At 66.3% G+C, this 13,246-nt stretch carries 12 protein-coding genes; all 12 read left to right on the top strand.

Going from position 1 to position 13,246, the window contains the following annotated elements; translation table 11 throughout:
• Positions 1–7 precede the first annotated feature (7 nt).
• The 12 genes from tssH (at position 8) to BLU17_RS22075 (ending at position 13,238) form a co-directional block, all read left to right on the top strand.
• Positions 8–2,734, top strand: a complete 2,727-nt coding sequence (tssH, locus tag BLU17_RS22130; RefSeq protein WP_092001282.1) for a type VI secretion system ATPase TssH — start codon at positions 8–10, stop codon at positions 2,732–2,734.
• A gap of 4 nt (positions 2,735–2,738) precedes the next feature.
• Positions 2,739–4,661 (top strand): type VI secretion system tip protein TssI/VgrG, encoded by a 1,923-nt coding sequence (gene tssI / locus BLU17_RS22125; RefSeq protein WP_092001279.1) that lies wholly within the window; start codon positions 2,739–2,741, stop codon positions 4,659–4,661.
• 8 nt (positions 4,662–4,669) lie between these two features.
• Complete coding sequence (locus BLU17_RS22120; protein WP_143189312.1) at positions 4,670–5,413, top strand: toxin-antitoxin system YwqK family antitoxin; 744 nt, start codon at positions 4,670–4,672, stop codon at positions 5,411–5,413.
• A 2-nt stretch (positions 5,414–5,415) separates the two neighbouring features.
• Positions 5,416–5,802 carry a DUF4280 domain-containing protein gene (locus BLU17_RS22115; protein ID WP_092001276.1) on the top strand — a complete coding sequence of 129 codons (387 nt, stop codon included), beginning with the start codon at positions 5,416–5,418 and terminating at the stop codon, positions 5,800–5,802.
• A 13-nt stretch (positions 5,803–5,815) separates the two neighbouring features.
• Positions 5,816–6,085: a hypothetical protein gene (locus BLU17_RS22110; RefSeq protein WP_092001273.1), complete on the top strand. Its 270-nt coding sequence runs from the start codon at positions 5,816–5,818 to the stop codon at positions 6,083–6,085.
• Between the two features lie 13 nt (positions 6,086–6,098).
• Positions 6,099–7,109 carry a substrate-binding periplasmic protein gene (locus BLU17_RS22105; RefSeq protein ID WP_092001270.1) on the top strand — a complete coding sequence of 337 codons (1,011 nt, stop codon included), beginning with the start codon at positions 6,099–6,101 and terminating at the stop codon, positions 7,107–7,109.
• A gap of 46 nt (positions 7,110–7,155) precedes the next feature.
• A complete protein-coding gene (locus BLU17_RS22100; RefSeq protein ID WP_092001267.1) occupies positions 7,156–8,430 on the top strand; it encodes a dicarboxylate/amino acid:cation symporter in 1,275 nt (424 codons plus the stop codon).
• A gap of 10 nt (positions 8,431–8,440) precedes the next feature.
• Complete coding sequence (gene cuyB / locus BLU17_RS22095; protein ID WP_092001264.1) at positions 8,441–9,142, top strand: cysteate racemase; 702 nt, start codon at positions 8,441–8,443, stop codon at positions 9,140–9,142.
• Positions 9,139–10,563: a dicarboxylate/amino acid:cation symporter gene (locus BLU17_RS22090; RefSeq protein WP_092001261.1), complete on the top strand. Its 1,425-nt coding sequence runs from the start codon at positions 9,139–9,141 to the stop codon at positions 10,561–10,563. The genes cuyB and BLU17_RS22090 overlap by 4 nt, the downstream gene beginning before the upstream one ends.
• The gene (locus BLU17_RS22085) at positions 10,560–11,060 is read left to right on the top strand and encodes a hypothetical protein (RefSeq protein ID WP_092001258.1); all 501 of its coding nucleotides are present in this window, start codon (positions 10,560–10,562) and stop codon (positions 11,058–11,060) included. Before BLU17_RS22090 ends, BLU17_RS22085 begins: the two co-directional genes overlap by 4 nt.
• Complete coding sequence (tssK, locus tag BLU17_RS22080) at positions 11,057–12,391, top strand: type VI secretion system baseplate subunit TssK (RefSeq protein ID WP_092001255.1); 1,335 nt, start codon at positions 11,057–11,059, stop codon at positions 12,389–12,391. The genes BLU17_RS22085 and tssK overlap by 4 nt, the downstream gene beginning before the upstream one ends.
• A gap of 94 nt (positions 12,392–12,485) precedes the next feature.
• The gene (locus tag BLU17_RS22075; protein WP_092001252.1) at positions 12,486–13,238 is read left to right on the top strand and encodes a DotU family type IV/VI secretion system protein; all 753 of its coding nucleotides are present in this window, start codon (positions 12,486–12,488) and stop codon (positions 13,236–13,238) included.
• Positions 13,239–13,246: the final 8 nt, after the last annotated feature.

Genomic DNA, 13,246 nt, shown 5'->3' with positions numbered 1-13,246 from the left:
CCCGCGCATGGATATCGATATTCGCACGCTGCTGAGCCGCCTCAATCCGGAATGCAAGCTCGCCATGGAACAGGCCGCGCAATCGTGCGTGCGACAGACGCATTACAACGTCGACGTCGAGCATCTGCTGCTCACGCTGCTCGAATCCGACGCGCCGGACCTGAAGGCGATTCTTGCGCATTTCTCCGTCAAGCCCGAAACGCTCACCGCGCAACTGCAAAAAGCGGTGGACGGTTTCAAGCGCGGCAACGGCCGCACGCCGGCGCTCTCGCCGAACTTTTCACCGCTGTTCCAGGAAGCCTGGCTGCTCAGCTCGATGCTGCTCGGCGAGCAGCAGATCCGCTCGGGCACGCTCGTGCTCGCGCTGCTCGAAGTCGACAGCCTGCGTGGCATGCTGCTCGAATCGGCGCCCGCGCTGCTCGCCTTTCCGCGCGCGGCGCTGCGCGAACGGCTTGCGGCGATCCTCGAAGGCTCGTCGGAAGATGCGGGCCGCTCGCACGCTGCCGGCTCCGTCGCCGACGCCCCGCGGACGGACGCCGTGTCCGCATCTGCCGTGGCCCGGGAAGCGGGCGCGATGCCGAACATGGCGGCCGGCGCTGGCGCGACCGGCCGCAAGTCGGCGCTGGAGCAGTTCACCGTCGACCTGACCGGCCTCGCGCGCGAAGGCAAGATCGATCCGATTCGTGGGCGCGACGCCGAGATCCGCCAGTTGATCGACGTGCTGCTGCGCCGCCGCCAGAACAACCCGATCCTCACGGGCGAGGCGGGTGTGGGCAAAACGGCAGTGGTCGAGGGTTTCGCGCAGCGCATTGTGCAGGGTGACGTGCCGCCCGCGCTTGTCAACGTGTCGGTGCGCTCGCTCGATCTCGCGCTGCTCCAGGCTGGCGCGGGCGTGAAGGGCGAGTTCGAGAACCGGCTCAAGTCGGTGATTGCGGAGGTCAACGCGTCGCCGGTCCCGGTCATCCTGTTCATCGACGAAGCGCACCAGCTGATCGGCGCGGGCGGCAGCGAGGGGCAGGGCGACGCGGCGAACCTGCTCAAGCCGGCACTCGCGCGCGGCGAACTGCGCACGATCGCGGCGACCACGTGGGCCGAATACAAGAAGTACGTGGAGCGCGATCCTGCGCTCGCGCGGCGCTTCCAGGTGGTCAAGGTCGAGGAGCCGGGCGAGGCTGTCGCAATCGACATGCTGCGCGGCATGGTGCAGAAGCTCGAAGAGCACCACGGCGTGGAAATCCTCGACGACGCCGTGCGCGACGCCGTTAAGCTCTCGCATCGCTACATCTCCGGGCGCCAGTTGCCGGACAAGGCGATCAGCGTGCTCGACACCGCGTGCGCGCGCGTGGCGATTGGCCAAAGCGGGACGCCCGAGGAAATCGAGGCGCTCGGCCGCACCATCGATGCGGCCGAGCACCAGCTTCGCATCCTGCGCCATGAGGCCGCTACGGGCGCCGATCGCGCCGACGCCATCGCAACGGCGACGAAGCAGCTCGACGATGCGCGGGCACAACGCTCGCGATTGAACGACAAGCTCGGCACCGAAAAGCGCGCGGTGGAGGAGATCCTCGCGTGGCGCAAGAAGATCCGCGGCTATCTCTCGGACCCGGACAGCGCGGCCGATGGTGAGGATGCGGAATCGCTCGCGGCCAATCTCTCACGCCTCGAAAAAGGCCTCGAGGCCGTGCAGAACGACGAGCCGATGGTGCCCGTATGCGTGGACTCGGAAACGGTCGCTCAGGTCATTTCGGGCTGGACCGGCATTCCCGTTGGCCGCATGCTCGCCGACGAACTGCACACCGTGCTCTATCTCCAGGACAAGCTCGCCGAGCGCGTGGTGGGCCAGGACGAGGCGCTCGACGCGATCGCGCGCCGCGTGCGCACGTTCCGCGCCGATCTCGACGATCCGGGCAAGCCGGTCGGCGTGTTCCTGCTCGTCGGGCCGAGCGGCGTGGGCAAGACCGAGACAGCGTGCGCGCTCGCGGACATGCTGTACGGCGGCGAGCGCAACATGATCACCGTGAACATGTCGGAGTTCCAGGAGGCGCACAGCGTGTCGGGGCTCAAGGGCGCCCCGCCGGGATACGTCGGCTACGGGCGCGGCGGCGTGCTGACCGAGGCCGTGCGGCGCCGTCCATACAGCGTCGTGCTGCTCGACGAAATGGAGAAGGCGCACCCGGACGTGCTGGAGTTGTTCTTCCAGGTGTTCGACAAGGGCGTGATGGAAGACGGCGAAGGCGTGCCGATCGATTTCAAGAACACGTTGATCCTGCTCACTTCGAACGCGGCGCAGGACGTCATCACCGAGGCTTCGCGCGGCGGCCGCCGCCCGGCGCCCGAGGAACTCATTGAAAAGCTGCGGCCGGCGCTGCTGCGGCAGTTCAGCCCGGCGTTCCTCGGCCGGCTCGTGCTCGTGCCTTACTACCACCTCGGCGACGCGCAGATCAACGCGATTGTGAACCTGAAGCTCGAACGGCTTGCGCAGCGCTTCGAGCGCAACCATCACGCGGGGCTCACGTGGGACGAAGATGTCGCCGCGCTGATCGCGCAGCGCTGCAAGGAGGTCGATAGCGGCGCGCGCAACGTGGACCACATCCTCACGCAGTCGGTGCTGCCCGAGCTTGCGCGCCAGGTGCTCGAACGTATATCGATTTCCGAACCGTTTGGCGGCGTGCATCTCGCGCTGACACCGGCTGGCGCAATCGAGTTCCGCTTCCTCTGCGGCGAGGAGGCGTAAGCGCATGTCGACGCCCAGCCAGTCGGAGTGGTTCGCATCGGTCTCGACGCCGTTCGGCGCGGACGTGCTGTTGCTCGACGGTTTTGGGGGCCGTGAAGCGATCTCGGAGTTGTTTCGCTTCGATCTGCGGATGCATTCGACGAACAAGGCGCTCGATGCCGACGAGATCGTCGGCAAGAGTGTGACGGTGACGCTCAAGGACCAGACCGGCGTAGCGAGGTATTTCAACGGCATCGTCGCGCGCTTCGCGCACGCGGGCGCGGACGCGCAGTACGGGTTCTATTCGGTGGAGCTTGCGCCGCGCCTGTGGCTGCTCACGCTCGGACAGGATCGCGTGATCTGGCAGAACCAGGCGGCTCTCGACATCATCAAGAACGTACTGGGAACGTTCGGCGTCACCTTCGAGGATCGCACGCAGGGCAGCAGCGCCTACGGCGTGCGCGAATACTGCGTGCAGTACGACGAAAGCGCTTTTGACTTCATCTCGCGGCTGATGGAAGAAGAAGGGGTGTTCTACTTCTTCAAGTTCGCGGACGGTGCCCATACGATGGTGCTCGCCGACGATCCATCCGCCCACGAAGCCACCCCGGCAGGCGATTTGTACTTCGCCGCCGATGCGAATACTCCCGGCAGCGCCAAGCGTCTCGAATCGTTCGCGATGGCGCGGGGCGTCATACCCGGCGAGCACATCGTCAGCGACTACGACTACACCAAACCTTCGACGATGATCTCCTCGTCAAAGGGTTCCTCGAGCTTGCCGACCGGGGCGCGCTACACGTTTCCCGGCCGCGTCGCCACGGCCGATCAGGCGACGCATCTATCGACCATGCAACTCGAGGCGCACAACGTCACGCAGCAGGTCGGGGAGGGCGCGAGCGGTTACTACGGCCTTGCCGCCGGCACCACGTTCACGCTGAGCGGGCATCCGGACACTTCGCTCAACGTGAGCTATGTCACGCGCGCTGTGCAGCATACGGCTTCGAATACGGCCTACGGCAACCAGTTCGAAGTCTTTCCCGTCACCGTGCCATTTCGCGCGCCGCTCGCGACCCCCCGGCCGCTTGTGGCCGGCACCCACACGGCGAAAGTGGTGGGCTCGACCGACGAGGAAATCTGGACCGATGCGCAAGGCCGCATCAAGGTCAAGTTCCACTGGGACCGCACTGCGCAGGCCGACCAGAACAGCTCCTGCTGGGTGCGCGTGGCGCAGTCGGTGGCAGGGCCTGGCTGGGGGCACCTCTTCCTGCCGCGCGTGGGGCAGGAGGTCGTCGTGAGCTATGTGGATGGAGACCCCGACCGTCCGCTCGTAACCGGTTGCGTCTACAACGGCGAGAACGCGACGCCCGTGTCGCTGCCCTCGATGCAGACGCAGAGCGTGATGCGCTCGCGCTCCTCGAAGAAAGGCACGGCTGGCAACGAGATTCGCATGGAGGACAAGCTCGATTCGGAAGAGCTGTACTTCCACGCACAGAAGGATATGACCGTCGAAATCGAGAACGCGCTTTCGACGACGGTGAAAGCAGGCGCGGAAACGCACGTCGTGCAGAAGGGCGACCGCAGCATTGAGGTGAGCGAGGGCAAGGAGACGCATACCGTCAAGGGCACGCGCACGCTCGACGTGACTGGCGACGAAACGCATACCAATCACGCGAAGTTCACCCATAGCGTGACGGGCGATCACGCGCATACCGTCAACGGCAACTACACGCTGAAGGTAGGCGGCAATCTGGTGATCGAGGTGACGGGCTCGGTGAGCATCAAGGCCGGAACCTCGTTCGCGAGCGAAGCCGGCACCACGCATGCAAGCAAGGCAACGACCACACTGAGCACCGAAGGCATGACGGTTTCGCACAAGGCCTCGGCGCAGCAGACGGTGGACGGTGGAGGCCAGCTCGCGCTCAAGGGTGGCATCGTCCAGCTCAACTGAGGAAAGCCATGTCCGCGCCCATGCCTGCCGCCGCTTTGTTGTCCGCCGCCTCCGGGTCCGCCGAGCCAGCCAGGGCCGTCGCGCCGACGGTGGTCGAGACGCGCGACAGCGCGGGCGCCCTCGTGAGCCGGGTCGAACTCGCCGATGGCGTGCCGCACGGCGAATCCGTGCAATACGCGCCCAACGGAACGGCGCTGCTGCGCGCGAGCTACGCGTTCGGCCTGCTCGACGGCACGCTGCGCACGTGCGACGCGCAAGGACGGCCGGTGCAGGAAGCGCAGTACCGCACGGGCCAGCTCAACGGCGCGATGTCGGTGTACCAGGACGGGCGCCTCGCGGGCCGGCAGCAGTATGTGGCCGGTGTGCTGCACGGCGAGAGCGTGACCTACGCACCCTCGGGACTCGTGACGTCGCGCATGAGTTACGAGAGCGGGAAGCTCGAGCGGGAAGCGATCTTCCTGCATGACGGTGTGGTCGTGCGACGTGCGCGCTACGCGAAAGGCAGGCTCGAAGGCGAGACGCGCGAGTATGCCGCCGACGGCACGCTCGCGCAGAGCCTGCCTTATCAGATGGATCTGCTGCACGGCACGGCGCGCCGCTATGCGAGCGACGGGACTGCGACGCACGAGCGCGTCTATCGCCTCGGCAAACCGCAAGGCGACTGGCGAGCGCTCGACGCGCCCGCGGCCAACGGCGATGCCGCGCGCGGACCGCGCATCGTCAAGCAACTGGAAAAGTGGGTGAGGGGGTAGACATGGGAATTCAGGTAACGTCGGGCGCAACGCTCCAGTGCAGCTTCGGCGCCGCGCCCGCTACGCTGCAGGTGTTGCCGCTCAACCGCGTGATGGCGGGTGCGCCGGCGGCGAACATCATGGACTCCAAGCCGTTCGTCAACATCATGCCGTTCGGCCAGTGCAGTTCCATGGCCAATCCCATGGTGGCGGCCGCCACGGCTGCGGCGTTGGGCGTACTCACGCCGATGCCGTGTGTGCCCGCCACGGTCGCGCCCTGGGCGCCGGGTTCGCCGACGGTCATGATCGGCGCGCTGCCCGCGCTGCAGAACTCGTCGAAGCTGATGTGCATGTGGGCTGGCGTCATCCAGGTTGTCGCTCCCGCGCAGTTCACCACGCTAACTGCCTGAGGGCGAGACCGACATGCAATACGTTTTTTCGATGACTTCGCGCATGGTGACGATCGCCGTGAGCTGTGCACTCCTGTTGTGCCTGCTGTTGTTCCTGCTCGGCATGGAGATCGGCGCCCGCATGAGCCACTCGCCGGCTCAAGACGCCGACGCGCTCCATGCCACGGCGCCTGCCGTCGTTTCCTCCGCGCCGCAGTCTGGCGCAGCCGCCCAGTCTTCGCTCGACGCGGACGCGACGACCGATCCGGCCGCCGCCCCCGCACCCGCTTCTTCGACTCCTTGAGACCGGTAATTCCATGTCGTCTTCCTTGTTCACCTCTGTATCCAACGACGTGTGCGGCTCGCGAGCCGCACCCCTGATGGGCCGCTTGCGGCGCAGGCTGCGTGCGTGGGTCGGCGCGACGCTAGCCGGTGCGGCGCTGGCCTCCGCAGCCGGTGCGTCCGCCGCGACGCCGGCCAGCGCCGGCGCGCCCGCAATCACCGCCGCCCTCGCCGCAGCGGCCACGACCGCGACTACGGCAAGCGCGCCCGTCACCACCTCGACCGGTCTCGTGCAGATGCCCGATGGGCGCCTGCTCGCGCCCGAGTTCGCCCGGATCATCGGCCGCGGCGAACTGGTGGTGGCGGTGCTGAGCGTGGATCAGCCGCCGTTCTTCGAGGAACGCAACGGCAAGCTCGAAGGTCTCGACATCGACCTCGCGCGCGAGATGGCGAACAAGCTCCACGTGAAAGTGCGCTTTAACCGCGACGCGCATACCTTCGACGACGTCGTGAGCCTGCTCGCGCGCGGGCAGGCCGACATCGCGGTGAGCAAGCTTTCGCGCACGCTCACCCGTGCGACGGTAATCGCGTTCAGCTCGCCTTATCTGCGCCTGAACCGCGCGCTGCTGCTCAACCGCGTGAAGTTCGCGCAGCTCGCGCACGGCCGCTCGGTGCCGGAGGTGGTGCGCTCGTTCGACAGCACTATTGGCGTGGTGGCGAACTCGTCGTATGCGGGCTACGTCGTGAACAATTTCCCGCGGGCGCAGGTGCGCAGCTATCCGACCTGGGATGACGTGCTCAAGGCGCTCAACGCCGGCGAGATCACGGCGGCCTATCGCGACGAATTCGAAGTCAAGCGCGTGCTCAAGGCCGATCCGACCGCTTCGCTGCGCCTGCGTGTCGTGACGCTCCAGGATCTGGAGGACACGCTCGCGATCGGCGTGAATGTGAACGACGTGGCGCTGCTTTCGTTCGTCAACCAGTTCCTCTCCGAGCGCAGCGTCAAGCTCGACGTGAGCGCGGTGCTCCAGGCAGCAGACCACTAATAGCAAAGCAGTGTGCAAAACACGCAATAGCATGAGAGAGACCTCCATGAATTCCAGCAGGATCTACGCATTCGTTCTCAACCCCTGGGTCGTGATCGGCAGTCTTGCGCTTGGCGGCGCGTTTGGGCTGCTGCTGCCCGAGCTTGCGCTAAAGCTCGGCTTCATCGGCGACATTTATGTCGACCTGCTGAAGATGACCACCTTGCCGTTCATGATTTCCGCGGTGATCTTCAGCCTGCAGCGGCTCTTTCGCGACGGCGGCACGTCACGGCTGCTCATGCGCGTGGTCTCGGTGTTCCTGGGCGCGTCGGCAATGGTCGCCGTGGTCGGCGCGGTTGTGCTGCTGGTCCTGCATCCGGGCGCCAACATCTCCACGGCGACAATGCAGACGTTCGGCCTGATGGTCGGCAACGACAGTTCGTCGAGCGATACGGTCATGAACCTCTATGGCGCAGACCTGCCGGCGAAGTCGCTCAGTCTGTCCGACGTGCTTGCGAACCTCGTTCCCACCAACATCTTCGCGGCGCTCGCAAACGGCGACGCCCTGAAAGCGCTCGTCTTCGCGCTGCTGTTTGGCCTGGCCGTGGGCCGCGTGCCGGAGCGCATCTCGGTGGGCCTGAGCCAGTCGCTCGAAACCATCTATCACGCGTGCCAGAAGCTCATGCACTGGCTTAGCTACCCGCTGCCGCTCATTCTTTTCTGCATGAGCGCGGCCCAGCTCGGCAAGTCGGGCGTCGGCCCCCTGCACGCGATGCTGCAGTTCGTGCTGGCGTTCTTCGTTGCCTCGGCGCTGCTCCTGGTGCTTGCGGCCGTCATCATCTGGAAGCGGTCGAGCCACAGTCTCGGCAAGACCCTCGACGCGCTGCGCGCACCGTTCGCGCTCGCGCTCGCCACGCGCAACAGCGCCGCCTGCATGCCGAGCATGATCGAGAGTCTCGCGGACGACCTGGGCTTCGCGCGCTCGCGCGTCGAACTGCTCGTGCCGCTGACGATTTCGCTCCTGCGCGTGGGACCGATGGTGTACTACGTGTGCGCGACGCTCTTCATCGCGCAGCTCTATGGGCATTCGCTGGGCGTGGTGGAAGTGGTGACGGTGCTGCTGGCTTCGGTGCTCGCGGGCTTCGCCTCGGCGGGCATGACGGGTCTCGTGACCGTTTCGCTCGTGGGCATGACCTGCGCGTACCTGCGCCTGCCGTTCGAGGCCGCGTTCATCCTGTTTCTCGCGGTCGATCCGATCTGCGACATGCTGCGCACGCTCGTACTCGTGATTGGCAATGCGGCGGCGGTTTCCGTAATCTGCCCGCGTCCGCTGAAGATCTAGGAGCCCCCCGATGGCAATGATCGGCATTCTTGGCGGCATGGGGCCGCTTGCAACCGTCGACTTCATGGACAAGATCGTGCGTCTGACGGAGGCAAACAGCGACCAGGAGCATCTGCCGCTGCTGGTGGCGAACCTGCCGCACATCGAGGACCGCTCGAGCGCGATCATCGACGGCGGCGCGGACCCGCTGCCGGCGCTGCTCGACGGTATCGACCTGTTGAACCAGAACGGTGTGGGCCTCATTGCGATTCCGTGCAACTCGGCACATCACTGGTACGAGCCGATGCGCGCGCGCAGCAAGGCGCCGGTGTTGCATATCGCGCAGACGTGCGTGGCGGCCGTGCCGCGCACGGCGCGCCGCGCGGCGCTGCTCGCCACTGGCGGCGCGCTCGTCTCGGGCTTCTACCAGCAGGCGCTCGCCGATCTCGACATTGAGCCCGTCCTACCCGACGAGACGATGCAGTTACGCGTCGCAACATGCATCCGCGAAGTGAAGGCGGGCAAGCTCGGCGCAGCAAGCGCGCACTTGCAGGATGTGCTGACGGCACTCGCAAATCAGGGTGTGGGTACGGCGCTGATGGCTTGCACCGAGATTCCGCTGGCGGCGCAGTGCATCGCGTCGCCGCCGATCATGCTCATCGATAGCTCGCTCGAACTCGCGCGCGCCACGGTGAAATACGCATGCGAGCGTGGGTGGAATCATCCAGCATGAAAGCGCTGCATATGCTCTCGCAGAGCACGCTCGGGCTGATCCTCTGCCTCGCGGTGGGCGGTCTGTGCGGCCTGTTCGCCGAGCCGGCGGCCGCCGCCGCGTACTTCGTCGGGCAACTGTATCTCTCGGTCGTGAACATGGCGGCGATTCCGCTGCTCGTCGTCGCGACGTTCTTCGGGCTGCGCCAGGTGATCGCGCTGCCGCGTCCGCGCACGCGCGTGGGCACCATCATGCTGCTCGCGCTCGCACTCGTGGTGCTGAGCGGCATTGGCGGCACGCTGATCGGCGTGCTCGCCATGCCCGGTCAGCATCTTTCCGCCGAGGCGCATGCGCATCTCGGAGAACTCGTGCTCAAAAGTGCGAGCGCGGACGAGGTGCGCGTCGCGCTGTTCGACCACGGCGCCAAGCGCGCGAGCACCGGTGCTGGCCTCATCGGCGTGGACGATATTTTCCCGGACAACTTTTATCGCGTGCTGGCGCAGGGCCGTTCGCTCGGGATCCTGACCGGCACGATCCTGTTCGGTCTCGCGTTCGCCGCGCTCTCGCGCGAGCAGACGCGCATGCTGAGCAACGTGTTCGAAGGCGTGTACCGCGCGCTCGAAACCATCATCGCGCACGCGAACCTGCTCATTCCCGTGCTGGTGTTCGGCGTGGCCGCGCATCTTGCGTCCCACACGCAGAGCGTGACGCTCGAAGCGATGAGCAGCTTCCTCTTGTGCTTCGCATTCGCGGCTTTCGTGCTCGCGATCCTCGCGATCGCCACCATCGCGGCGCGCGCCGGGCAGCCGTTTTTTCAGGTGGTGAGCGGTCTGAAAGCGCCGCTGCTGATCGGCCTGACCTCGGGCAGCGCGACCGCACCGATTCCGCACACGATCGAGGCGATGAGCGAGCGCCTCGGTTTCAGCCGCGGCGTGGTCGAACTCGTGGTGCCGTTCGGCTCGGTGTTCGTGCGCGCGGGCTCGGCGCTCTATTACACGCTGGCGACCGTGTTCGTCGCCAATCTCTACGAGCGGCCGCTCGGAGCGGGCGAGATCGCGCTCGTGTGCGCCGCGTCGGTCGTGGCGGCCATCGTTTCGGCGGGGCAAAGCGGTGTGGCGGCCGTGGGTTACACGGGATTCGTGCTGTCGATGCTGCATCTGCCAGCGGAGGCCGCGGGCGTGCTGTTCGTCTCGGTCGATCTGATTTGCGAAGGGCCGCGCAACGTGCTGAGCCTGCTTTCGGTTTGCACGGTGATCGCACTGGTGTCTGCAGGACTGCCTTCCGAACGCCAGGCGGCCGTGGAGCTGCAAGGCGGCGCTGCCGGCTTGAGTCCCGTGCTGCGTTTCACGTTCACGCGCGGGCAACTCGCACTGGCGGCGGGCTGCGCGGTGATGGTGGCGTCTCTGATATTGCTGATGGGAATTGGAGTGGGAGCGAGATGAAGACGGTGGGATTGCGTTTGCGAGCACGGCTCGCGCGCGGCGCGGCCGCGCTACTGGCGGCTTCGGGCGTTGCGCTCGCGCTGGGCGGCTGCAGCATGCTCGGGTTGAGCGGCGAGAAGGCGAAGTGGTCGGAAGTGACCTTCACCGCCAGCGACGACGCCAACAACAACAGCCCCGTTGCCGTGGACGTTGTACTCGTGAGCGACCCGGCGATGCTGGCGCGCCTGGCCGAAATGCCGGCGTCGAAATGGTTCACGGCGCGCGACGACCTCGTGAACACGTATCCGAAGGATCTGCGCTACCGCAGTTGGGAGATCGTACCCAGCCAGCATATGGACGTGAGCGGCGACGTATTCGCGGGCGCGCGCGTGGCCGGTGCGTTCGTGTTCGCCAACTATCAGGACCCGGGCGCGCATCGCGCACGGATCGAGCACTTCAGCGGCCACATGGTGGTGCAGCTGGACAGCAACAACCTTACCGTCGTGGAATCGAAATGATGCATGACCGCAACATGGCAGTGCCCGAGCGTATCGAGTGGTTCGAGGGCATGTTGCTCTCGCCGCAGCATTTTCAGCAGATGGCCTCGCGCAACGATGCGCTCGTAGCCTGGCAGACGCTCGCGGCAGCGCCGTTCAGCTGGGGTGTGCGGCGCCTCGTGTTCGATAACGGGCTTCTGCCCGCGGGCTTGCTGCGCGTGCTGGAACTCGACGCGATCCTGCCCGACGGCACGGCCGTCACCTACCACGTGCAGGCTGCTGGAGCGGAGCGGCTGGAACTGTCGCTGGAGCCGTTCGCCGAGGCGCTTTCAAATGGCGCGATCGACTTCTATCTCGTACTGCCCGGCGCCTCGACGATGCGGCGCGCGGCGCAGGTCAGGCGCTTTCGCTCGACCTCGGCGGCGCCCGTCGAGGACCTGGTGTCCGACGCGCCGCCGGCCGACATTCCCCGCCTCGTGCCGAACCTCGCGCTGGCGGCGGGCGAGGTGCCGCCGGCAACGCACGTATGGCTGCGGCTCGGCTCGCTCTACAAGGATAACGAAGTGGTGCGCCTCGGCGAACATCAGCCGCCGCTGCTCGAAGTGGCCCGTGACAATCCGCTGTGGACGAGCGTGGCTTCCCTGCTGGGGCAGTTGCGCGGCAAGGCGGCATTCGTCGCGCGACAGACGGCGAATCCCTCTTCGCGGGTAGACGATCGCCTCACGCAGCTCGAACTGAAAGACCGCTTGCGCAGCCTGCTGAGCACGCTGCCGCTTGCCGAAGCAGTGCTGCGCACGCCGCATCTGCATCCGCTCGCGCTGTATCACGCGCTGGCCTCACTCAACGGAGCGCTGGCCATGCTCAAGCCGGGTGGCCTGCCGCCCGTGCCCCCCGACTACGATCACGGCGAACCGCTTTCGGTGTTCACGCCGCTGCTGCGCTCGCTGCGGGAGTCGATGTCAGAGGTGAACGAGGAGTATCGCGAGCAAAAGTTCGAATTCCGCCACGGCGCGTTCGAAATCACCCTGCATCCGGACTGGATCGGCGAGCGGCTCGTCGTGGGCCTGCGCGGTCAGTCCGATCGCGACCTGCTCGCGTGGATGGACGGCGCGGTAATCGGCTCGCAGTCGGTCTACGCCTCGCTGCGCAGCCGCCGGGTGCTGGGCGCGCAGCGGCGCGGCATCGACTATGCCGAAGATCTCGGCTTGCGTTCGGGCTCAGGCTATCTGCTGTTCGAGGTCACCGCGGAGTCCGCGCTCGTTCTCGCGAGCGAAATGCTCGTGATCGGTAATCCTAACGAAGGGGCGAGCGCGCAGCGGCCGCAGGAAATGCTGCTGTTCGTAAAGGGATGACGCGAGCGACGACGGCGAGAACCCCGTCACACCGGGCAACGATAAAAGCAGAGAAGACGTTATCAATGACGACAAGCGCGAAGGCACGCTGAGCATGGCACGCATCCGACCAGAACCCGAAGAAGACGATCTCGTGACGGAGCAGTTCCGCACCTTCCTGGATGAGCTAATGATGGCTCAGGCGCGCTTTTCCGAGCTGCCTGACGCAGATCCGGATCTCGCCGCGCAGGGCCTGAGCCGTCATCTGCTGAACCTGCTGGAGATCCAGACGCTGCAATCGCGGCGTGACAGCACGCGCTTCGAAATGGAGATCGTCGCGGACGCGCGCTACCTGAAGGCCGTGCTCGCCGACGAAATCCTGCTGAACACGCCCTGGGCCGGACGCGAGCGCTGGACCGCGTATCTGCTCGAATCGACGCTATTCCGGACCAACGTGGCGGGCGACCTCGTATTCCGCCGCATCGAGCAACTGCTGTCCGAGCGCGAGGCTTCTCGCCGCAGCATCGCGCGCCTTTATCTGTTCTCGCTCGCCATGGGCTTCCAGGGGCGCTTTCGCGGCACCGCCGCCGCCGAGCGTCTGCGCAGCTACCGCGAGGAGCTCTACGAGTTCGTCTATCAGCGCCGCGCCGATCTGGGCGGGCGCGATCGCGTGCTTTCCGAGGCGGCCTATGGCAACACGCTCTCACATGTCGCGCCGCGCAAGCTGCCGACCGTGAGCCGCTGGGCGGTGATTTTCATGCTGGCCGCCGTGTCGCTGCTGGCGATTTCCGAGCTGCTCTGGCTGTGGCAGTCGTGGCCGGTGCGCGAAGCCCTGCATGCCGACCCCGTGACGGGGGTGAGCCGATGATTCCGAAC

The sequence above is a fragment of the Paraburkholderia lycopersici genome, assembly GCF_900096975.1.
GTDB lineage: Bacteria > Pseudomonadota > Gammaproteobacteria > Burkholderiales > Burkholderiaceae > Paraburkholderia > Paraburkholderia lycopersici.
The sequence above is the reverse complement of the archived record's forward strand: the minus strand, read 5'-3'. Positions and strand labels throughout refer to the sequence as shown.